The 21,801-nt window shown below is 67.9% G+C and carries 19 protein-coding genes and 1 pseudogene; 8 read left to right on the top strand and 12 right to left on the bottom strand.

The features are described from left to right. Positions 1-96: 96 nt before the first annotated feature. The 3 genes and pseudogenes from Atro_RS02045 to Atro_RS02055 all read left to right on the top strand — a co-directional run bounded on the left by Atro_RS02045 (position 97) and on the right by Atro_RS02055 (position 5,367). Positions 97-2,715, top strand: coding sequence for an ATP-binding protein (locus tag Atro_RS02045; protein ID WP_497926214.1), 2,619 nt, complete (start codon positions 97-99; stop codon positions 2,713-2,715). Then, positions 2,712-3,409 (top strand): annotated as a pseudogene (locus Atro_RS02050) (response regulator). Before Atro_RS02045 ends, Atro_RS02050 begins: the two are co-directional and overlap by 4 nt. 59 nt (positions 3,410-3,468) lie before the next feature. Next, on the top strand, positions 3,469-5,367 hold the full coding sequence (locus tag Atro_RS02055; RefSeq protein ID WP_497926215.1) for a potassium transporter Kup: 1,899 nt from the start codon (positions 3,469-3,471) through the stop codon (positions 5,365-5,367). 29 nt (positions 5,368-5,396) lie between these two features. On the opposite strand, the gene Atro_RS02060 is transcribed toward Atro_RS02055, so the two are convergent. The 3 genes from Atro_RS02060 to nfsB form a co-directional block, all read right to left on the bottom strand. Then, the gene (locus Atro_RS02060; protein ID WP_497926216.1) at positions 5,397-6,212 is read right to left on the bottom strand and encodes an IS5 family transposase; all 816 of its coding nucleotides are present in this window, start codon (positions 6,210-6,212) and stop codon (positions 5,397-5,399) included. A gap of 75 nt (positions 6,213-6,287) precedes the next feature. Further along, positions 6,288-7,184 (bottom strand): hypothetical protein, encoded by an 897-nt coding sequence (locus Atro_RS02065; RefSeq protein WP_497926217.1) that lies wholly within the window; start codon positions 7,182-7,184, stop codon positions 6,288-6,290. Positions 7,185-7,427: 243 nt separating this feature from the next. Further along, positions 7,428-8,081, bottom strand: a complete 654-nt coding sequence (gene nfsB / locus Atro_RS02070) for an oxygen-insensitive NAD(P)H nitroreductase (protein WP_497926218.1) — start codon at positions 8,079-8,081, stop codon at positions 7,428-7,430. Between the two features lie 149 nt (positions 8,082-8,230). On the opposite strand from nfsB, the gene Atro_RS02075 reads away from it, so the two are divergent. Continuing rightward, on the top strand, positions 8,231-9,157 hold the full coding sequence (locus tag Atro_RS02075; RefSeq protein WP_497926219.1) for a LysR family transcriptional regulator: 927 nt from the start codon (positions 8,231-8,233) through the stop codon (positions 9,155-9,157). A gap of 4 nt (positions 9,158-9,161) precedes the next feature. Here Atro_RS02075 and acuI read toward each other — a convergent pair whose 3' ends face one another. Then, positions 9,162-10,148: an acrylyl-CoA reductase (NADPH) gene (gene acuI / locus Atro_RS02080; RefSeq protein WP_497926220.1), complete on the bottom strand. Its 987-nt coding sequence runs from the start codon at positions 10,146-10,148 to the stop codon at positions 9,162-9,164. 237 nt (positions 10,149-10,385) lie between these two features. On the opposite strand from acuI, the gene Atro_RS02085 reads away from it, so the two are divergent. Further along, positions 10,386-10,601, top strand: a complete 216-nt coding sequence (locus Atro_RS02085) for a hypothetical protein (RefSeq protein WP_497926221.1) — start codon at positions 10,386-10,388, stop codon at positions 10,599-10,601. A 61-nt stretch (positions 10,602-10,662) separates the two neighbouring features. Here Atro_RS02085 and Atro_RS02090 read toward each other — a convergent pair whose 3' ends face one another. Continuing rightward, positions 10,663-11,259 carry a TetR/AcrR family transcriptional regulator gene (locus Atro_RS02090; protein ID WP_497926222.1) on the bottom strand — a complete coding sequence of 199 codons (597 nt, stop codon included), beginning with the start codon at positions 11,257-11,259 and terminating at the stop codon, positions 10,663-10,665. Between the two features lie 210 nt (positions 11,260-11,469). Between Atro_RS02090 and Atro_RS02095 the strand changes: the two genes are divergently transcribed. From Atro_RS02095 to Atro_RS02105, 3 genes are all read left to right on the top strand, one after another. Beyond that, the gene (locus Atro_RS02095) at positions 11,470-11,805 is read left to right on the top strand and encodes a carboxymuconolactone decarboxylase family protein (RefSeq protein ID WP_497926223.1); all 336 of its coding nucleotides are present in this window, start codon (positions 11,470-11,472) and stop codon (positions 11,803-11,805) included. A 70-nt stretch (positions 11,806-11,875) separates the two neighbouring features. Continuing rightward, positions 11,876-12,751 carry a DMT family transporter gene (locus Atro_RS02100; protein WP_497926224.1) on the top strand — a complete coding sequence of 292 codons (876 nt, stop codon included), beginning with the start codon at positions 11,876-11,878 and terminating at the stop codon, positions 12,749-12,751. Positions 12,752-13,124: 373 nt separating this feature from the next. Continuing rightward, entirely contained in the window at positions 13,125-13,979 is an 855-nt protein-coding gene (locus tag Atro_RS02105) for a GNAT family N-acetyltransferase (RefSeq protein ID WP_497926225.1), read from the top strand. Between the two features lie 18 nt (positions 13,980-13,997). Here the strand turns inward: Atro_RS02105 and Atro_RS02110 are convergent, their stop codons facing one another. From Atro_RS02110 to Atro_RS02140, 7 genes are all read right to left on the bottom strand, one after another. Then, complete coding sequence (locus Atro_RS02110; RefSeq protein WP_497926226.1) at positions 13,998-14,966, bottom strand: lysylphosphatidylglycerol synthase domain-containing protein; 969 nt, start codon at positions 14,964-14,966, stop codon at positions 13,998-14,000. Beyond that, positions 14,963-16,207, bottom strand: coding sequence for a cardiolipin synthase ClsB (gene clsB / locus Atro_RS02115; RefSeq protein WP_497926227.1), 1,245 nt, complete (start codon positions 16,205-16,207; stop codon positions 14,963-14,965). The genes Atro_RS02110 and clsB overlap by 4 nt, the downstream gene beginning before the upstream one ends. Further along, positions 16,204-16,971, bottom strand: coding sequence for an endonuclease/exonuclease/phosphatase family protein (locus Atro_RS02120; protein ID WP_497926228.1), 768 nt, complete (start codon positions 16,969-16,971; stop codon positions 16,204-16,206). Before Atro_RS02120 ends, clsB begins: the two co-directional genes overlap by 4 nt. Positions 16,972-17,144: 173 nt before the next feature. Beyond that, positions 17,145-18,479: a zinc-dependent alcohol dehydrogenase gene (locus Atro_RS02125; protein ID WP_497926229.1), complete on the bottom strand. Its 1,335-nt coding sequence runs from the start codon at positions 18,477-18,479 to the stop codon at positions 17,145-17,147. Positions 18,480-18,515: 36 nt separating this feature from the next. Next, the gene (locus Atro_RS02130; protein ID WP_497926230.1) at positions 18,516-18,929 is read right to left on the bottom strand and encodes a CBS domain-containing protein; all 414 of its coding nucleotides are present in this window, start codon (positions 18,927-18,929) and stop codon (positions 18,516-18,518) included. A gap of 173 nt (positions 18,930-19,102) precedes the next feature. Then, a complete protein-coding gene (glgX, locus tag Atro_RS02135; RefSeq protein ID WP_497926231.1) occupies positions 19,103-21,280 on the bottom strand; it encodes a glycogen debranching protein GlgX in 2,178 nt (725 codons plus the stop codon). Between the two features lie 238 nt (positions 21,281-21,518). Beyond that, positions 21,519-21,800, bottom strand: a complete 282-nt coding sequence (locus Atro_RS02140; RefSeq protein WP_497926232.1) for a DUF2934 domain-containing protein — start codon at positions 21,798-21,800, stop codon at positions 21,519-21,521. Position 21,801 lies beyond the last annotated feature (1 nt).

Here is a 21,801-nt window from a genome sequence, read left to right on the forward strand (position 1 = left end):
AGACGATCCGCCCCCAAGGTTTTTACGGCTTCTTTACGGCAGCTGACCGGTGGACTGGCGATACTGGCAGCCAAGCCGATCTACCTTTATCCGTATATGAGCCACAGCATGAACGAAGCCCGCGACCTTGCCGTCCGAAGCGCCGGGCCGGCCTCCGGGTCCCTGCGCAGCGGCCGGCTCCGGGTCTACCTCGGTGCGGCGCCCGGGGTGGGCAAGACCGTCGCGATGCTCCAGGGGGCCGCGGAGCTGGTGCACCAGGGCATCGACCTGCGGGTCGCCAGCATCGAGCCCGCTAGCCGCAGCGAGGCCGGTCGCTCCCTGCAGACCTTGCTCGCCGCATTGCCGGGGGGCCGGGAGGCGACCGGCGGGCTGGACATCGATGCGCTGCTGGCCCGGCCGCCGGCGCTGCTGCTGATCGAGCGCCTGGCCGGCGCCAATCCTCCCGGCAGCCGTCATGCCCAGCGCTGGCAGGACGTGCAGGAACTGCTCGCTGCCGGCATCGACGTGCACACCACCCTCGACGTGCTGCACCTGGAAAGCCTGAAGAACCGGGTCGAGGCCCTCACCGGGCAGCCGGTGGTCGAGACGGTGCCCGACTGGCTGCTGGAGGAGGCCCATGAGGTATTGCTGATCGATTGCCTGCCGGCCGAGCTGGCGGACCATGCCTTCGATCTGACCACCCTGGCCGCGCTGCGCGCCCTGGCCCTGCAGGTGGTGGCCGGGCGTGCCGACAGCGAGGTGCAGCGCCGCTATCGGCCTTCCGGTCGCGTGGCGCCGGCAGTGCTCGGCCGCCTGCTGGTGGCGGTGGACGGCGACGAGCAGGCCGAGCACCTGGTTCGCCACGCCAGCCGGGTGGCACGGCGCCGCCAACTGCCTTGGAGCCTGGTCCACGTGGACAGCGGCCGCCCGCGCAGCGAGGAGTCCCGCCGCCTGCTGCACGCGGCCCAGCAACTGGCCGAGCGCCTCGGCGGCGAGGTGGTCGGCCTGCTTGGCGAGGAGGTCGCCGAGACCCTGCTGCGCCATGCCCGGGAGCGCCGTGCCAGCGTGCTGCTGGTCGGCAGCCGCCGCCGCGGCTGGTTCGGCCGGGGCGTGGTGGAGCGCCTGCTGCGCCAGGGGCGCGGCCTGGAGATCGACGTGCTGGCCGCCGAGGAGGCGCCTGCCGCTCCGGCGTTCGCCACGCACGAGCGCACCGCCGGCCCGTTCGACTATGCCTTGGCGCTGCTCGCCACGCTGCTGGCCAGCCTCGCGGCCTGGGGGATCTCCCGGGTGCTGGCGCTGCCGAACATTTCCCAGGTGTTCCTCGTCGCCGTCCTGCTGGTCGCCGTGCGCAGCGGTTTCGGCCCCGCGCTGTGCTGCGCGCTGCTGTCCTTCGTCGCCTACGACCTGCTGTTCATCTCGCCGACCTTCTCGCTGAGCGTGCAGCGTCATTCGGATGTGCTGACCCTGTCGTTCTTCCTCTTCATGGCCATGCTGACCGGCAACCTGGCGACCCGCCAGCGCCGGCAGATGCAGGCGCTGCGCGAGACCCAGGCGGAAACCGCGGCGCTGCTCGACCTGACCCGCAAGCTGAGCGCCGCCACCGACCGCCGCGCGGTGCTGGCGGCGGCCGTGGAGCAGTTCGCCGCCTGGCCCGATCTCGACGTCTGCCTGCTCGGCCCCGACGGCGCCGGCGGGCTGCGGGTCGAGGCGGGCATCGCAGGCGGCCTCGGCGAAGCCGAACGGGCCGCCGCCGACTGGGTCTGGCAGCACGAGCTGCCGGCCGGCCTCGGCACCGACACCCTGCCCGATGGGCGCTGGTGGTGGTGGCCGCTGTCCGGCGAGGAGGGACCGCTGGCGTTGCTCGGCATCGCCCCCAAGGATCGCCGGCCGCTGCCGGCTCCCCGCCGGCGCCTGCTGGCCGCCCTCGGCCAGCCGCTGGCCCAGGCCCTGGCGCGGGCCCGGTTGGCCGAGGAGCTGCAGGCCGCCCGCCTGCGCGGCGAAACCGAGCAACTGCGCAGCGCCCTGCTGGCCTCGGTGTCCCACGACCTGCGCACGCCGCTCACCGTCATGCACGGCGCCATCGACAGCCTGCTGATCCTGGACGGACAGATTGGCGCGGCGGACCGTCGCGAACTACTGGAGAGCACCCGCGACGAGGCCGAGCGGCTGGACCGCTATATCCAGAACCTGCTGGACATGACCCGTCTCGGCCACGGCGGCCTCAAGCTGGAGCGTGACTGGGTGGCGCCGGCGGACATCGTCGCCAGTTCCCTGCAGCGCCTGCGACCGGTCCTGGCCCCCTTCGCCCTGGAGACCCGCATCCCCGGGGAACTGCCGCTGCTGCACGTGCATGCGGCGCTGATCGAGCAGGCGCTGGTCAACGTGCTGGAGAACGCCGCGCGCTTCTCGCCCCCCGGCGGACGGCTGCGGGTGGCGGTCGAGAGCGACGGCGGCGAGCTGTGCCTGTCGGTGAGCGACCAGGGGCCGGGCATTCCGCCGGCCGAGCGGGAGAAGATCTTCGACATGTTCTACACCGCCGCCCGCGGCGACCGCGGCGGCCCCGGCACCGGCCTGGGCCTGGCGATCTGCCAGGGCATCCTCGGCGCCCACGGCGGGCGGGTGACGGTGGGCGAGGGGCTGGACGGGCAGGGCGCGACCCTGACCCTGCACTTGCCGCTGCAGCCGCAGCCGCTGGGCGAGGCCGAGCATGAGGACGAGCCGGTGAGCGCGCCATGAACAGTGCCCAGCAGAGCATCCTGGTGGTCGACGACGAGGCGCAGATCCGCAAGTTCCTGCGCATCAGCCTGGTCGCCCATGGCTATCGGGTGCTGGAAGCCGGCGGCGGGCGCGAGGGGTGGCGCTGGCGCTCGAGGCGCGGCCCGATCTGCTGGTGCTCGATCTGGGTCTGCCGGACATGGATGGCCAGGAGGTGCTCGCCGAGCTGCGCCGCGATTCCCAGGTGCCGGTGCTGGTGCTCTCGGTGCGCGCCGGCGACGGCGAGAAGGTGCTGGCGCTGGACGGCGGCGCCAACGACTACGTGACCAAACCCTTCAGCATCCGCGAGCTGCTCGCCCGGGTACGGGTGCTGCTGCGCCGGCCGGCCCCGCCCGATCAGCCGCCGGGCACGGTGCACTGCGGCCCGCTGGCGGTGGATCTGGAGGGCAGGCGGGTCAGGCTCGACGACCGGGAGGTCGCCCTGACCCGCAAGGAGTACGAGGTGCTGGCCATGCTCGCCCGGCAGCCGGGGCGTGTCGTCACCCAGCAGCAACTGCTCAGGGACATCTGGGGTCCCACCCATGTAGAGGACAGCCACTACCTGCGGGTGGTGGTCGGCCACTTGCGCCAGAAACTCGGCGACGATCCCGCCGATCCCCGTTTCATCGTCACCGAAGCGGGGATCGGCTACCGCCTGCGCGAGCATGCGTCATGAGGCGACGATTCTTTTTCCTGCCAGGGTCTGGCGGACAGCCATTTTCCAGGAGTGCATTCATGAGCGAACTTGCCTTGCAGTCGCCCCGTCAGCAACATGCCTCGTCCGGGCTGAGCCTGCTGGTCGCGGCCGCCGGGGTGGTCTACGGCGACATCGGTACCAGCCCCCTGTATACCCTGAAGGAGGTCTTCGCCGGCCACTACGGGGTGCAGGTCAACCACGACGGCGTGCTGGGCATCCTCTCGCTGATCTTCTGGTCGCTGATCTGGACGGTGTCGCTGAAGTACGTGCTGTTCATGCTGCGCGCCGACAACGACGGGGAGGGCGGGGTGATGGCGCTGACCGCCCTGGCCCGCCGGGCGACCGCCGCCTATCCGCGGCTGAGCGGCGTACTGGTGCTGCTCGGCCTGTTCGGCACCGCGCTGTTCTACGGCGACAGCATGATCACCCCGGCGATCTCCGTGCTGTCCGCCGTCGAGGGTCTCGACGTGGCACTGCCGGGCCTCGCCCACTGGGTGCTGCCGGTGACGGTCGTGCTGCTGATCGGCCTGTTTCTGATCCAGAAGCACGGCACCGCACGCATCGGCATCTTGTTCGGTCCGGTGATGGTGGCCTGGTTCGGCGTGCTCGGCGTGCTCGGCATTCGCGGCATCCTGCAGCGCCCGGAGGTGCTGGAGGCGCTCAACCCCTGGTGGGCGGCGAACTTCTTCGCCGCCCATCCGGGCATCGGCGTAGCCATTCTCGGCGCGGTGGTGCTGGCGCTGACCGGCGCCGAGGCGCTCTATGCCGACATGGGCCACTTCGGCCGCCGGCCCATCGCCCGCGCCTGGTTCCTGCTGGTGCTGCCGGGGCTGGTGCTCAACTATTTCGGCCAGGGCGCGCTGCTGCTGGCGGATCCGGAGGCGGCGCGCAACCCCTTCTATCTGCTGGCGCCGGAGTGGGCACTGCTGCCGATGATCGTGCTGGCTACCCTGGCCACCATCATCGCCTCGCAGGCGGTGATTTCCGGTGCCTTCTCCCTCAGTCGCCAGGCCATCCAGCTGGGCTACGTGCCGCGCATGCAGATCCAGCACACCTCCAGCGCCGAGCAGGGGCAGATCTACATCGGCGTGGTCAACTGGGCACTGATGGTCGGGGTGCTGCTGCTGGTGCTCGGCTTCGGCTCGTCCGGCGCGCTGGCCTCGGCCTACGGCGTGGCGGTGACCACCACCATGCTGATCGACACGCTGCTGGTATCGGCGGTCATGCTGCTGCTCTGGAAGGTGCCGCGCTGGCTGGCGCTCCCGGTGCTGCTGAGTTTTTTGCTGGTCGACAGCCTGTTCTTCGTCGCCAACGTGCCGAAGATCTTCCAGGGCGGCGCCTTTCCGGTGATCGCCGGGATCGGTCTGTTCACCCTGATGACCACCTGGAAGCGCGGCAAGGAAACCCTCTTCGAACGCCTGGGGGAAAGCGCGCTGCCGCTGTCGGCGTTCATCGAAAGCGTGCGCCTGCAGCCGCCGCACCGGGTGCAGGGTACCGCGGTGTTCCTCGCTGCACGGGCGGACGTGGTGCCCCATGCGCTACTGCACAACCTGCTGCACAACCAGGTGCTGCACGAGCAGGTAGTGCTGCTCACGGTGGCCGCCGAGGACAGTCCGCGGGTGGCGGAGGAGCGACGCTTCCAGGTCGACAGCTACGGCGAGGGCTTCTACCGCGTGGTGCTGCATTTCGGCTTCATGGAGGAGCCGGACATTCCCAACGCCCTGCGCCTGAGCCATCTGGAGAACCTCGACTTCAGCCCCATGCGCACGACTTACTTCCTCAGCCGGGAAACCATCATCCCCACCCGGGGCATCGGCATGGCCTACTGGCGCGAAGGCCTGTTCGTGTTCATGCAGAAGAACGCCAACCGCAGCATGCGCTACTTCCAGCTGCCGGCGAACCGGGTGATCGAGCTGGGCACGCAGGTGGAGATCTAGAGCCTGTTATTAACCCGTTCGTTTCTTGATCAGCCGAGTGTTGCCAAGGCCTTGAGAGCAGTCGGCAACATCAGGCAAACAAAGGCTATGAAGTGAAAGCCCGCCAGCGTCGAGGCCAGGCGCTCGTAATCCCGACTCAGTCTTCGAAAGCGGGCCATCCAGCCGAAGCTGCGCTCGACCACCCAGCGCCGGGGCAGCAGGATGAAGCCCTTCTTCGCTTCCGTGTGCTTGATCACTTCCAGCTGGATGCCATGCGCCTCTGCCTGCCGGGCCGCCGACTCGCCGCTGTAGCCCTGGTCGGCGAAGGCAACCTCCACCGCCTCACCGGTCACCCGCTGCACCTGCTCGGCGAGGGCGGCCACCTGGGCGCGGTCCTGTTCGTTGGCGGGCGTCACCCGCAGGGCGAGCAACTGCCCCAGCGTATCCACGGCCATATGCACCTTCGAGCCCTTGCGGCGTTTGGCCCCGTCATAGCCGGCCCGTGCGCCGCTTTCCGGCGTCGACTGCAGGGTGCGGCTGTCGAGGATCACGGCGCTGGGCTGAGCCTTGCGCTTGTCCGCCACCCGGATCAACTCGCGCACATCATGCAGCAGTTCCTCGAAGACGCCGGCCTCGATCCAGCGTCGGGTCTGCTGATACACCACCTGCCACGGCGGCAGATCATGCGGCATCTGCCGCCAGAGCAGGCCGCCGCGGACGATGTAGCGCAGGGCATTGAAGACCTCGCGCAGGCTGTGGACGCGATGGGCGGAGGATTCGGGCATCAGCGCCAGATAGGGCGCCACGAAGGCCCACTCCTCATCGCTGACATCGGTGGGGTAGGGTTTTCGGGTTGTCGTCTGCATAACTGCAAACGATAACCAAAGCAGTGGTTAATAACAGGCTCTAGGGGCCGGCTCGGCGTTGTCCGGGCCCGGCACTCAGGCGCCCTTGTCGAACGGCACGAAGGGCTCCAGCGGCCTCGGCAGCGGCTCGACGGGGCGCGGCTCGAGGGTGCTGTCGCGAATGGTGTTCAGCACCCTTTTCTGGGATTCCGTGGGCGCCGTGTCCACCGCGGCGTCCATCAGGCTGAGGCCGCGCTCCCTTTCCCCTTTCTGGTAATGGGCCTGCCCCAGGCTCATGAGGAACTGCGCATCCATGGCCGTCCTGAGGCCGGGAGAAGGCCAGCCCTCGTAGGTGGCGTTCTTCTCCAGCGCCAGCTTCAGCAGCTCGATCGCCTCGGCGGGCTTCTGCTGGGCCATCTTCACATGGGCGAGCTGGCTGTAGACCGCGGGTGCCGGCTCCTTTTCGCTGGCCAGGGCCAGCCGGGCATAGTGCTCGGCCTTGGCCAGGCTGGCCGGCTCGGCCAGCCGGCCGTCGCTGGAGGCTTTTTTCAGGTAGGCGCCGGTCAATTTGCTGTAGACGCTCGGCTTGGAGTGTTCGGACAGGCCGTTCGCGAGCGCTTCCTCGAAGCTGGCGATGGCCTCTTCGTCCAGGCCGCTGCGAAACTGGCTGGTCCCCAGGATGTTCAGCAGGCAAGGGTCGCCACGGCCGAGGGCCAGCTTGCCCTTGAGGAAGGCGATGGCTTCGGCTTCGTGGCGCGTCTCCACCAGGCACCAGCCCTTGAGCCTCACATAGTCGTGCCAGTCCTTGCCGGAGGTAGGCGGAGGCTCCTTGAGCGCGTCGATCTTCGCTTGCAGGTGCGGACAGGCCTTGGACCAGCCGTCGCGCTTGACGACGGCGATCAGTGCCTGCTGCGAGGTGTCGGCGGCGTGAGCGAGGCCGGCGGCGGCCATGCCGGCGGCGAGAAACGAAATGATTGCGTCCCGGGCGCTCATCAACGGCTCCTTGTTGCCCAGTGAGAACGGTTCGCAATTTGAGCCGTTCGGCTTGCCGCGGTCAAGCGCCGTGAGTGGTGTTCGGGAGCGGTCCGTGGCATTCCAAGCCTAGCCGAAGCCGGTCCGCTGCTGGAGACGCGGCGCCTGTCGCGTCCGCCCGGCGGAGGGAATACGCAGCGTGATGGGGAAGGTCGGCAGCGCAACACCGGTCGCCGCGCTCCCGGCGGGGCGCGGCGGAGCGGTTTACAGGAGGGTGAAGATGTCCTCGGCCGGCAGGCGCGACTTCGGCAGCTTGGCGTTGAAGTCGTCGTCGCTGCGGTAGCCCAGGCTGACGATCACCACGCTGGTGAAGCCACGCTCGCGCAGGCCCAGTTCCTCGTCGAGCTTGCCGAAGTCGAAGCCCTCGATGGGCGTGGCGTCCACGCCGAGCGCGGCGGCGCCGAGCAGCAGGGTGCCGAGGGCCAGGTAGACCTGCTTCTCCATCCAGTGCTGCAGGTCCTTGCGGTCGTAGCGGTGCAGGTTGACGTAGGAGCTGCGCACGTTGCCCTGGCCGGCCTTGCCTTCCGGATTGGCGAAGCGGCCGTCGAGGTCTTCCTGGTTGAGCACGGCCTTCAGGTGAGCCGCGTCCAGATCGGTGCGGGCGCAGAGCACCACCACATGGGAGGCGTTGAGGATCTTCGCCTCGTTGTAGGCGTAGCCGTCCTGGGTCGCCTTGGCGATGCGGGCCTTGCCTTCCTCGCTGGCGGCGATGACGTGGTGCCAGGGCTGCGAGTTCACCGAGGACGGGCTGTAGCGCAGCAGGGTCTGCAACTCCTCCATGGTGCTTTCGGGCACCTTGCGGCTCGGGTCGTAGGCCTTGGTGGTGTAGCGGGTCTTGGCGGCGGTGGCGATGGTCAAGGTTCGTTCTCCTGTCGAAATTTTCCAAGGGTGCTCGGCGGTCTCCGCTCCCGCCATCGGACGCGGCGAGCGGCTGGGTGGATGTTCGGCTGTGCAGCTTTCAATGAAAAGCAGCAGAATCAGCCAACACTTTCACTTGAGGAGTGAAAATGATCCGCCTGGAGGATCTGGCCCTGTTCGTCCGTTCCGCCGCCCTCGGCAGCTTTTCCGGCGCCGCGCGGGAAGTCGATCTGTTACCCGGGCAGGTCAGCGCGGCGATCAAGCGCCTGGAGCGGGATCTGGACATACGCCTGTTCGCCCGCTCGACACGCAGCCTGCGGCTGACCGCCGAGGGCGAGCAGTACCTGCCCTATGCCGAGCGGGTGCTGGAAACCCTGCGCGAAGGCCACGAACGCCTGCACCGGGAGCGGGCCGAACTGCAGGGCCTGCTGCAGGTCAGCGCGCCCTCCGACCTGGGGCGCAACCTGCTGCTGCCCTGGCTTTCCGAGTTCTGCCGCGAGCATCCGCGGCTGACTCTGCGCCTGCTGCTGTCCGATCAGGTCGCCGATATCTTTCGCGATCCCATCGACGTGGCGATCCGCTACGGGCCCATGGAGGACGCCAGCTTCGTCGCCCTGCCGCTGGCGCCGGACAACCGCCGGGTGCTGGTGGCCGCGCCGGATTACCTGGCGCGCAGAGGGCGGCCGCAAACACTCGACGAGCTGGCCGGGCACGCCTGCCTGGTCTACCTGCTGGGCGGGCGGGCCCACGACAAGTGGGGGTTCGAGGAGGAGGGGCGCCGGCGGGTGGTCGCGGTGCGCGGGGTGCTGCTCAGCGACGACGCCGACGTGGTGCGCCGCTGGGCCATCGCCGGGCACGGCATCGCCTACAAGTCCTGGCTGGACGTCGGTGAGGACGTGGCCAGTGGCCGCCTGGAGGTGCTGCTCGGCGATTGCCCCGGCGAGCCGGCGCCGCTGCATCTGGTCTGCCCGCACCGCAAGCAGTTCTCGCCGGCGGTCCAGCAGTTCCATGCCCTGCTCAGGAGCCGTTTCGCGGAGCTGGGCGAGCGCCTGCGGCGGCTGGCCGAGGCGCCCTGAGCGCTCAGCGGTTCACATCCACCACGACCCGCCCGCGCACCTTCCCGGCGAGCAGCTCGCCGGCTACGGGAATAGCCTCGTCCAGGCCGATCTCGTGGGTGATCTCGTCCAGCAGTGCCAGGTCCAGGTCGCGGGCCAGGCGTTCCCAGGCGGCGATGCGGTCCTCGCGGGGGCGCATCACGCTGTCGATGCCGGCCAGGGTCACGCCGCGCAGGATGAAGGGCGCCACCGTGGCCGGGAAGTCCATGCCTTGGGCCAGGCCGCAGGCCGCCACGGTGCCGCCGTAGCGGGTCGCGGCGCAGGCGTTGGCCAGGGTATGGCTGCCCACCGAATCGATCACCCCGGCCCAGCGCTCCCTGGCCAGCGGCCGGCCGGGCTCGGAGAGCGTGGCGCGGTCGACGATCTCGGCGGCGCCGAGCTTCTTCAGGTAGTCGGCCTGTTCCGGCCGGCCGGTGGAGGCGACCACCCGGTAGCCGAGGCGGGCGAGCAGGGCGATGGCGACGCCGCCGACCCCGCCGTTGGCACCGGTGACCAGGACCTCGCCGTGCTCCGGCGTCACGCCGTGGCGTTCCAGGGCCAGCACCGAGAGCATCGCAGTGTAGCCGGCGGTGCCGACGGCCATCGCCTGGCAAGCCGCGAAGCCCTGGGGCAGGGGAATCAGCCAGCGGCCGTCCAGCCGCGCCTTCTGCGCCAGTCCGCCCCAGTGATTCTCGCCAACGCCCCAGCCGTTGAGCAGCACCGCATCGCCGGGTTTGAAGTCCAGGTTGTCGCTGGCCTCCACCGTGCCGGCCAGGTCGATCCCCGGCACCATCGGGAACTTGCGCACCACCGGTCCCTTGCCGGTGATCGCCAGCGCATCCTTGTAATTGAGGGTGCTGTAGTCCACCCGCACGGTCACATCGCCCTCGGGCAGTTGCGCCTCGTCCAGTGGGGTGATCCGTGCGCGGTAACCCGCTTCGTCGTCCTTCTCGATCAGGATTGCCTTGAACATGTACAGCCTCTTTGTATAGACCGATCGTCTATTAATGGGCGAAAAATATGCCAGGTCGCCCATGACGCTCCTGGCTTTTCCCGCAGCGGCGCTGCAAGCCCGCTGGATTATAGACTGGTCGTCTCTAAAGGCAAGCCTGCCCGGCAGGCGAGCGGATAAAGGCTGTTTGGGAGGTGGTCAGCCGGGTTCTGGGCTATGGTGAACCGTGAGATGGCTGAAAGGGGCAAGGAGAAAACCATGGGCCCGAGCAAGGAAGAACTGCAAAAGGAAATCGAGCAGGGCATGAGCTGGCTGGAGGCTTTCGACAGGCCGGAAACCCGGAAGGCCGAGGCGCTGTTGACCTACATCGAGAGGCTGTCGGAGCAGATCGACAGGATTTTCCTGGGTGAGGCAATGTTCCAGCGGGACGAGTCCGTACAAGCGGTTCGAGCGGCTCGTCGCGACACCCAATGATTGTTGCGCTGCAGATCCGCTGCCGACCGGAGCATGTGCCGGCAGGCTGTTCTGCGGTCCTTCAGCCTTTCAGTCCGGGCAAGATCAGGTCGCAGAACTCCTCGGCGATCTGTTCGGGCGATTTCCGGCCCCCAGGGCGAATCCACAGGTAGCTGTAGTGGTGCATCCCCAGCACCGCCTTGACCGCCACCACGTCCGCTCGCGCGAATATCCCTTCGGCCACGCCGCGCTCGAGAATCTGCGTCCAGATGTTTTCGTAGCGGCGATGCAGGGCGAGCAGTTCGGCCTTGTGCTCCCCGACGACCGCATGGACCTCGCGAAAGCAGACGGTCAACTCGGCCAGGTGCTCGACGATGACGGACATGACCGTTTTCGAGTACTCCCGAAAGCGCGTTTCGGCGGGCATTTCGTCGGCCAGCAGGGCGTCGCCTGCTTCGATCAGGAGGTGCAGGTAGCGCGTGGTGATCGCGAAGAGCAATTCCTCCTTGCTGGAGATGTGGTAGTAGAGCGCGCCGCGGCCGAGTCCCGTGGCCTTTTCGAGATCCGCCATCCCGGTGGCGTGAAAGCCCTTCGTCGCGAAGAGATCGGCCGCCGTCTCCAGAATCCGTTCTTTCGTGCCTCTGGTCCCGGAGGCACGCGTATCCGCCTGCTTCACCATGAGATTGCCCGACCTGCCTCCATAAGCGGCCCACAGTAGCGGGGCGACGAAAACATCATAACCAAACAGACCGATCGGTACATTGTGTATTGACCGATCGGTACAGGAATTCTATACCTTCGTCCGTAGTCCGCGTTTCTGAACCGGATGCCCGGCGCTGCTTCCAGGCATTCCGAATACGTTTCGTCACTTCGAGAAGGCATAAAAACAATGATGGACTGGAACACTTATCGCGACCAACTGATGGTCGGAATCGGCGAGCTGGCCGCACTGACGCCCGATACCGTGCGGGGCTATCAGACAGCCAGCGGTGCAGGCAGCAAAACCAATCACCTCGATGCGAAGACCAGGGAGCTGATTTCGCTCGCCGTTGCGGTGACCACCCGCTGTGACGGCTGCATCGCGGTGCATTCGGCGCAAGCCGTCAAGGCGGGCGCCAGCCGCGAAGAAATTGCCGAGGCGCTGGGCGTCGCCGTCGCGATGAACGCGGGGGCGGCCCTGGTGTACTCGGCGCGGGCGCTCGATGCGGTGAATCACTCCGGCTGAATACCCGCCGGCTCCCGTCGCCTGCCCGCTCGGGCAGGCTCCATGCCCTTGTTCCCGGGAAGTCCTTCCGATGGATAGAAGCCTGCAGCAGAGCGGCGTATCGGTGCCGGGCGTCACCTGGTTCTGCACCGGCCTGGCCATGCTCGCGTTCGCGGGCAATTCGGTGTTGTGCCGGCTGGCCCTGAAGCAGACGTCGATGGATGCCGCCAGCTTCAGTCTGTTGCGTGTGCTGAGCGGCGCGCTGGGGCTGTACCTGCTGTGCGCCGTGCAACGCAAGCCGCTGGCCGGGAAGGGGAGTTGGCCGGGTGCGCTGGCCTTGGCGGTTTACGTTGCGGCCTTTTCCTTCGCCTATGTCGAGCTGAATACCGGGACAGGCGCCCTGCTGTTGTTCGGTGCGGTTCAGACGAGCATGCTGGGTTATGGCCTCTGGAGCGGCGAACGGCTCGGTCCGGCAGGGATCTGCGGATTGCTGGTGGCGATCGCCGGTCTGCTCGTGCTCATGCTGCCGGGGGCGGGCGCGCCTTCGGCGGTCCCGGCCATGATCATGCTGATGTCCGGCGTCGCCTGGGGCGTCTATTCGTTGCTCGGCCGGGGTGCCGGCGATGCGCTGGCGGTCAATGCGAGCAATTTCACCAGGGCTATCCCGCTGCTGGCCTTGGCCGGTCTGCCTTTCCTCGATGAACTCCGCTGGAACTGGCAGGGGGCTTGCTACGCCGTGCTTTCCGGGGCTGTCGCATCCGGAGCGGGCTATGCCGTCTGGTATGGCGCGGTGCGCCGGCTCGCGGCGTATCAGGCCGCGTCTGTGCAGCTGACGGTCCCGGTGCTCGCCGCGTTCGCCGGTATCGTGCTCCTTGACGAAGCGCTGACGGGGCGCCTGATCCTGTCGTCGGTGGCCGTGCTGGGCGGTGTGGCGCTCGTGCTGAGCCGCAAGCCGGGCAAGCGCTGATCTGCGCCTTTGTGCGAATTCTCGGCCGCTGGCCTATCCCTTCGACATGCAAACGCCGAGGCGGCAGGCATCGGAACCTTCTTTGTCCTGATATTCCCAAAATCGGAAATCAAGAAGGGGAAGAACCTTCACCCAAAATGCCCGTGCACCACTCAGCCATAGAGCAATCGGAAGAAAGGGATGGGGCACGGAGGTTGCCGGGGAATGGACATCGAGGGGCAGGGAAAAAGCGTGGCGATGGTTCCTGAGCCGCCTCGATGGAAGCTCAGGCCCGGGCTGCCGGGAATGACCCTCGTACTACGCTTTAACTGCTGGCGGTTGTCCGCCGCGCGGCATGGCCAGCACGGGACCATATCCATCCAGGGGGAATGGCATGCAGCAGGAAACCTATGAAATCAGCATCATGCGTCGCAGCGAAGTCGATCTGGCGCTCGACTGGGCGGCCGACGAGGGCTGGAATCCGGGCATTCACGATGCGGAGTGCTTTCATGCGGCCGATCCCAAGGGGTTCCTGATCGGGCTGTTGAACGACGAGCCGGTCGCCACGATCTCGGCGGTCCGCTATGGCGACTCGTTCGGCTTCATCGGCCTCTACATCGTCCGGCCGGAATACCGCGGCAAGGGCTACGGCAAGCAGGTCTGGACGGCGGCGATGAAGTACCTGGAAGGGCGCAACATCGGCCTCGATGGCGTCGTCGAGCAGCAGGACAACTACCGGAGGTCCGGCTTCAGGCTGGCGTATCGCAACGTGCGTTACGAGGGGCAGGGTATCGCTGTCACACCCTCCGGCGAGTTCGAGTTCGTGACGCTGTCCGCCCTGCCGTTCGCCGAGGTCGAGGCCTACGACCGGGGTTTCTTTCCCGAGCCCAGGGCGGAGTTTCTCCGCCGCTGGATCGACCAGCCCGGCGGCACGGCGCTGGGAATCCTGCGCGATGGCCGTCTGGCCGGCTGCGGTGTGCTGCGCCAGTGCCGCTCCGGTTACAAGATCGGTCCCCTGTACGCCGACAGCCCGGCGCTGGCGGAGTCACTGCTGCAGCGGCTGCGCGCCGCCGTCGGCCCCGATCAGTCCTTCTACCTGGACGTGCCGGAGGTCAACCGGGAGGCGATCACGCTGGCCGAGCGGCACGGCATGAGGGTCGTGTTCGAGACGGCGCGGATGTATACGGGAGCCGATCCGGCACTGTCGCTGAACCGGCTGTACGGGGTGACGACCTTCGAGCTGGGCTGAGATCGCTGGCGCCTCGCGCTACGCCGGCTTGCCGGCCTCCTTCCGGCGCATCCGTTTCGCACGCGCCTCGAGGCCGAGGTAGACCAGGCTGGCGGCCAGCAGCGGCAGGAGGTAGTAGATCGCCCGGTAGCCGAGCAGCGCGGCCAGCAGGCTGTCGCGCTCGACCTGCTGGTGGAGCAGGGCGACGAACACCGTCTCCAGTACGCCGAGGCCGGCGGGGATGTGGGTGAGCACGCCGGCGATGCTGGCGATCAGCAGCGTGCCGAGCACTGCGCCGTAGTCGACCTGCTGCTGCAGCAGGATATGGACGACCAGCGCCATCAGCAGCCAGTTGCCGGCGCCCAGGGCAAGCTGCCAGAGGGCCAGGCGCAGGTTCGGCAGGCCGAGCGAATGCCCGCGCACGGTCAGCACGCGGCGGCGCGAGAAAGCGCAGAGCAGCAGATAGAGCCCGGCCAGGAGCAGCAGCAGGATACCCAGAAGCTGCAGGCTGGAAGGACCGATCGCCCAGTGCGCGGGCGGGCGCACGCTGCCGCTGGCGAAGGCCAGGCCGGCCAGCAGCAGGTAGGCGATCCAGTTGGTCGTCAGGCTCAGGCTGTAGATCCGGGTGATCTGCTCGGCGGGCAGGCCGAGCCGCGAATAGAGCCGATAGCGCAGGGCCAGGCCGCCGATCCAGGCGCCGAGGTTGAGGTTGAAGGCATAGCAGACGAAGGTCACCGCCAGCACCTGGCGCCGCGGCAGCCGGTGTCCGGCGTAGCGGCGGCCGAGCAGGTCGAAGCAGCTGTAGAGCAGGTGGCTGGCGGCAGCGACGGCCAGGGCCGTCAGCAGGGTGCCCGGACGATAGCCGGCCAGCGTGGCGAATACGTTGTCCCATTCGATGGTGCGCGCCAGGCGGAACAGCAGCCAGGCCATCAGCACGAAGAAGGCCCAGACGAGCAGGCGCCGGACGAGTGGCCAGTGGCGGCGCGGCCGGAGGGCGAGGGCCTTCATGGGCTGGGCCTGCGCAGGTCGTTGCCGGTGTCCGGTCGGGAGCAGCCCCGCAAGACTTCCACCTTCGGGCTGTGCGCCGGCAGCCAGCCGACCCAGGCGGGAAAGTGGCTGAGGGTGTGATAGGCGAGGAAGGCCAGCGGCATGCGCCACCAGACATCGCGGGCGATCTTCTCCTGGGTCATGAGCCGGCAGTGGGTGCGCTTCAAGCGCACCAGCCGGTCGTTCAGCTCCTGGTTGAAGGCGCGGTCGCGAATGATCAGGTTGGCCTCCAGGTTGAGCGACAGGCTCAGCGGATCGAGGTTGCTCGAGCCGACCGTGGCCCATTCCTCGTCGGCCAGGGCGACCTTGCCGTGCAGCGGGCGCTCGCAGTATTCGTGGATGAGCACGCCGTCCTTGAGCAGGTACTCGTAGAACAGGCGCGCCCCGAATTTGGCGATCGGCATGTCCGGCTGTCCCTGCAGGATCAGCTCCACCTTGACGCCGCGCCGTGCGGCCCGGCGGATCTCCCGCAGCAGGCGGTAGCCGGGGAAGAAATAGGCGTTGGCGATCACCAGCCGGCGCCGCGCCTGGCGGATGGCCTGCAGGTATTGCTCCTCGATGTCGTTGGTGTGGGTGCGGTTGTCGCGGCTGACGAAAAGGGCCTGGGCATCGCCCTCCATCGTCGCCGGCGGCTGGTCGCTGGCGGCCTTGCGGGCGCGGAGCCGGCGCCGCCACCAAAGCCGCGACGGCTCCGTGGCCGCAATGCGGGCGAGGGCGAAGCGGTGGATGTCGCGGGTCACCGGGCCGATCACCTCGACGGAATAGTCCTGCTTGGCGGTCGGGCCGAAGTCGCCCAGATGGTCGGCGGAGAAGTTGATGCCGCCAATGAAGGCGCGTGTGCCGTCGATCACCACGATCTTGCGGTGCAGGCGGCGGAACAGGTTGGTGCGCATGCCGAACAGCTTCGGCCGCGGGTCGAACATGCGGATGCGGATGCCCACCTCGCTCATCGCGGCGATGAACTCCGGGGTCAGGTCCGCCGAGCCGTAGCCGTCCACGGTGATCTCGATGTGCACGCCGCGCCGCGCCGCGGCGATCAGCTCGCGGTGCAGGTCGTTGCCGACCTTGTCCTCGAAGAGGATGAAGGTCTCGATGAGGATTTCCCGGCGGGCCTGGCGGATGGCCTCGAACACCCGGGGAAAGAACTCCTCGCCGTTTTCCAGCAGCCAAAGGCGGTTGCCGTTTCGCCAGGGAAAGCTCATAGGCGCACCTCCGCCGCGAGGGGCAGGTGGTCGGAGAGGTGGGGCCAGGGGGTGTGGGACAGGACCTTGGCATGCTGCACAGTGGCGTTGCGCACGTAGATGCGGTCCAGGCGCAGCAAGGGCAGGCGTGCCGGGAAGCTGCGTGCGCAACGACCTTGGCTGTGTTCGAAGACCTCGACCAGGCCACAGTGGCGCAGGCGGTCGTTGGCGCGCAGGCGCCAGTCGTTGAAGTCGCCGGCGACCACGATGCTCGCCTCGGCCGGCAGCGAGTCGATCAGCTCGCAGAGCAGGCCGAGCTGTTTCTGCCGGTGGCTTTCGAGCAGGCCCAGGTGCACGCAGATGGCATGCACCGGCGGATGCCCCGGCACCTCCAGTTCGCAATGCAGCAGGCCGCGGCGCTCCGGGCCGGGGACCGAGATGTCGAGATTGCGGTGGCTGCGGATGGAATATTTGGACAGCACGGCGTTGCCGTGGTCGCCGTCCGGGTAGACGGCGTTCTGGCCGTAGGCGAAGTCGCCCCACATGCTGTCGGCAAGGAACTCGTACTGCGGGGTCTCCGGCCAGTTGCGATGGCGCCGGGCATGGCGCTCGTGGGTGCCGAGCACCTCCTGGAGGAAGACCAGGTCGGCCGAAACCTCGCGTACCGCCTCGCGCAGCTCGGGCAGGATGAAGCGGCGGTTGAGCGCGGTGAAACCCTTGTGGGTGTTCACCGTGAGGATATGCAGGGATTCGACGCGCAGTTCTCCGGGCGGGGTTTGGCTCACATCACTTTTCCTTGTGCTGGCGACGGCAGGGCGCCGTGCGGAGCGGGTCGCCGATGCCGCCGGCGGATCGGCGGCATCACGGATGGCGGGGCCTGGTCGCGGCCCCGCGCTCCGGGGGGGCTGCTGCGGCCCGTCGCGGCTCGGACCCGGGCTCATGGCTTGCTGCCGGGCGCTCAGCGCTGCTGCGGCCGCGGGCTAATGGAAACCGGATCGCTGGCGGGAAAGGTCTCCTCGATGCCCTCGTCGAGCAGACTCTCCGTGTTCACCACTTCCTCGCTGCCCACGCCGCCGCTGCCCTGCACTTGCTGCGGATGCAGCTCGACCTTGATCCAGCCGTGCTCGCGCCGGTCGAAGGCCTTGATGGCGGCGATGGCATCGCTGATCGGCTTGATCTGGGTGAGGACCTTCGCCGGATCGATGCGCTTGGCGAGGATCAGCTCGATCAGCTTGGGTATGTATTTGCGGTGATGGCAGTTGCCCATGTTGATGGTCAGGTTCTTCTCCGTCGCCTGGCCGATGGGGAAGCTGTGCGCCTGCGGCGGATAGACCCCGATGATCGACAGGGTGCCGGCCTTGGCCAGCGCCTCGACCGCCCACTCCAGCGCCTGGCTGGGCGCATCGCCCGGCCGCCAGTTGGTGCCGTCGGGATGGGTTTCGGGGGCCACGGCGGCGACTTCGCGGGCGAAGCGCTCTGCCTGCTCGGGATCCAGGGCCTGCTGGCCATGCTGATGTTCGGCATCCACGCCCACCGCGTCGATGGCACGGTCGACGCCGATGCCGTCGGTCAGCCGGCGCAGGGTCTCGACCGGGTCCTCGCAGTTGAAGTCGATGGTTTCCGCGCCCTGCTGGCGCGCCATCTGCAGGCGATCCGGGCACTGGTCGATGGCGAACACCCGGGCGGCACCGAACAGCCTGGCGCTGGCGATGGCGAACTGGCCGACCGGCCCGCAGCCGAACACGGCGACGGTATCGCCGTCGCGGATCTCGGCCATTTCCGCGCCGAAATAGCCGGTGGGGAAAATGTCCGAAAGCAGGATGGCCTGATCGTCGCTGATATCGCTGGGCAGCTTGACCAGGCCGATGTTGGCGAAGGGAATCCGCGCTTTTTCCGCCTGCAGCCCCTGGAAGGGCCCGCTCGACGCGGGACCTCCGTAGAAGGCGGTGCCGGCGCCCTTGCCGTTCGGGTTGGCCACGTCGCATTGGGCGTAGTAGCCGGCGCGGCAGTAGGCACAATTGCCGCAGGCGATGGTGGAGGGAATCACCACGCGATCGCCGATCTGCAGGTTGCGCACTTCCGCGCCTAGTTGCTCGACGATGCCGACCCCCTCGTGACCGAGGATGGTGCCCGGGCGCATGTCGCCGACGGTGCCGCGGATGAAGTGCAGGTCGGTCCCGCAGATGGCCGAGGCGGTCAGACGGACGATCGCGTCGGTCGGGGCTTCGATCTGGGGTTCCGGTACATCGTCCAGGCGGATGTCGCCGATGTCGTGGAAAACTACCGCTTTCATAGGCACCTCCCCGGAGGTTGTCGGTTGGCTCCGCTATCAGTGCGCTTGCGCCACGCCGTGCAGCACGGTGTCGCTGATCGAGGGGTTGTGGCAGTCGGCGATGTTGCCCAGCGAAACCACGCCGACCAGGCGCTTCTCGCGGTTCATCACCGGCAGGCGACGCACGTGGATGTCGGCCATGTTTTCGGCGACGTGCTGCACGTCCTCGTCCTCGAAGCAGTAACACACGTTGGGGGTCATCACCTGGCGTACCGGGGTATCGCAGTCCATGCCCTTGGCCACGGCGCGGATGGCGATGTCGCGGTCGGTCAGCATGCCGACCAGGCGGTCGCCGTCGTTGACCAGCAGGGCGCCGCAATCGACCTTCTCCATCATCTCGGCCGCCTCGCGCATGCTCTGGTCGATGCGGATGGTCTGTACGTCGCGGGTCATGATGTCTTGGATTTTCATGGTAATGCCTTCCTCTCCGGTGGGTGAAAGCAGGCCTGGTCACTACTCGGCCTGGCCAGCCGAGGTACTGCCGTACCTATCAAAACAAGACTGAATCCACGGAGTGGGGTTCCCGTTTTTTCGCGAGCGGTACGGGTCGTGGCTCAGCCGGCCGGCAAGCAGCGGCCGCTAGTTCAGGCCTTCAGGCTGGCGTTCCTGATCAGCTCGAACAGCAACAGCGAGCGGCCGGTGACGCCGTACTCGGCGCCGAAGGCGAAGCGTTCCTCGTCCTCGTTCGCGGTCGGCTTGTGGGTGTCCACCAAGCGCTTCCAGTGGCTGCCCTCGGGAACCTCGGGGAGGCGGAAATTGACCAGGTCGTAATGGGCGTTCACCACCAGCAGCAGGGTGGCGTCGGCGCCGGCGCGGCGGATGCCGGTCGGCTGGGCGCGGCCGTCGAGCAGCATGCCGAGGCAGCGGTTGTGCTCTTCCTCCCACTGTTCGATGGTCATCTCCGTGCCGGCGGGATTCAGCCAGGTGACGTCCTTGACGCCCAGCTCCTCGTTGAAGGCACCGACCAGAAAGCGCCCGCGGCGCAGGATGGGAAAGCGCAGGCGCAGGCGGATCAGGCGCCGGACGAAGTTCTGCAGCGCCTTGGCGTCCTCGTCGAGGTGCCAGTCGATCCAACCGATCTCGCTGTCCTGGCAGTAGGCGTTGTTGTTGCCGTGCTGGGTGCGGGCGAACTCGTCGCCGGCGACCAGCATCGGCGTGCCCTGGGAGAACAGCAGGGTGGCGAAGAAGTTGCGCATCTGCCGGAAGCGCAGTTCGCCGATCTCCGGATCGTCGGTGGGACCCTCGACGCCGTGGTTCCAGGACAGGTTGTTGTCGGTGCCGTCCTGGTTGTTCTCGTCGTTGGCCTCGTTGTGCTTGTCGTTGTAGGAAACCAGGTCGTTGAGGGTGAAGCCGTCGTGGGCGGTGACGAAGTTGACCGAGGCGAACGGCCGGCGGCCACGCTGGTTGTAGAGATTGCCGGAAGCGGTGAGGCGTCCGGCCATGTCGGCCAGCTGGTTCTCGTCGCCTTTCCAGAAGGCCCGCACGGTGTCGCGGAACTGGTCGTTCCATTCCGCCCAGCCGGGCGGGAAGCCGCCGACCCGGTAGCCGCCCGGGCCGCAGTCCCAGGGTTCGGCGATCAGCTTGGTCTGGCGCAGCACCGGGTCCTGGCGGCAGGCGACCAGGAAGCTGTGGCGCTCGTCGAAGCCTTCCGGGCGGCGGCCGAGGATGGTCGCCAGGTCGAAGCGGAAGCCGTCCACGTGCATTTCCGTGGCCCAGTAGCGCAGCGAGTCGGTGACCATCTGCAGCACGCAGGGGTGGGAGAGGTCGAGGGTGTTGCCGGTGCCCGAGTCGTTGATGTAGTAGCGGCGGTCGTCGGGGATCAGGCGGTAGTAGGTGGCGTTGTCGATGCCGCGCATGGAGAGGGTCGGGCCGCGCTCGTTGCCCTCGGCGGTGTGGTTGTAGACCACGTCGAGGATCACCTCGAGGCCCGCGTGGTGCAGGTGGGCGACCATTTCCTTGAATTCCTGGATCTTGCCGCTGGCCAGGTAGCGCGGGTGCGGGGCGAAGAAGCCGATGGTGTTGTAGCCCCAGTAGTTTTTCATGCCCTTTTCCAGCAGGTGCTGGTCCTGGACGAAGGCATGTACCGGCAGCAATTCGATCGCCGAGACGCCGAGCTGGCGCAGGTAGTCGAGCACCTCGGGCGACATCAGCCCGGCGCAGGTGCCGCGCAGCCCTTCGGGCACGCCGGGATGGCGCATGGTGAAGCCGCGCAGGTGGGTTTCGTAGAGGATGGTGCGGTCCCAGGGGGTCTGCACCGGGCAGTCGCGGCCCCAGGTGAAGGCCGGGTCGATGACCTTGCTCTTGGGCACGTAGGGGGCGCTGTCGCGCTCGTCGAAGCTGAGATCGGCGTCCGGGTGGCCGATGGTGTAGCCGAACAGGGACTCCGACCAGTGCAGCTCGCCGACCAGCTGCTTGGCGTAGGGGTCGATCAGCAGCTTGTTGGGGTTGAAGCGGTGGCCGGCATCCGGCGCATAGGGGCCGTGTACCCGGTAGCCGTAGACCTGGCCCGGATGGGCGTCCGGCAGGTAGCCGTGCCAGATCTCGTCGGTGTATTCGGGCAGTTCGATGCGCTCCAGCTCGGTCTGCCCGGCGTCGTCGAACAGACAGAGCTCTACCTTGGTGGCATTGGCGGAGAACAGGGCGAAATTGACGCCCAGGCCGTCCCAGGTCGCGCCAAGGGGGAAGGGCAGGCCCTCGCGGATGCGCGACGGGATTTTTACCTGCGGGGCTGCGCTCTTCTTTTGCCGGGGTTGCCGATCCATGCTCGTGTCTCCGACTGCTGGGGGAAGGAGTCTTCGTCCTGTTCCGATCAACGTTGCGCCGCCCGGCAGCGGGCAGCTCGGCGCGTGCCTTCCGGCGATCGCTCATGCGGCGGGGTTGAGCGCCTGAGGCCGGACGTCATCGGCGGCAGGACGCCGTGGCCGCGCTGTCTGCGCGTCCGGCTTGGCTCGCCCTTGCCTTGGGTCGCTGAGACGTGCAGGTCCTCGAGCGGCCGGCCTCTCAGGGGGTCGCCGGCCGTGCGCGGGTGGCGCGTGGCTTCTTTGCGGGCTTGGGCTCGATCGCGGCGTTGGCTGCGGGGGCGACCTCCACCCGCTTGGCGGCCGGGCTGGCCTTGCGCGTGGCCGCCGGCTTGCGGGTACGGGGAGGCACGCTGTCCTGCGATTCGCTCTCGGCCAGCTTGCAGGCCATCTGCCAGTGACGGTCGTGCTGGCCCTCGGGACAGCCCTCGGATTGCCAGATCTGGTAGGCCAGTTCGCGGATACGGTGTTCGTTGCTCGTCATG

It is taken from the genome of Azotobacter tropicalis (assembly GCF_059739045.1).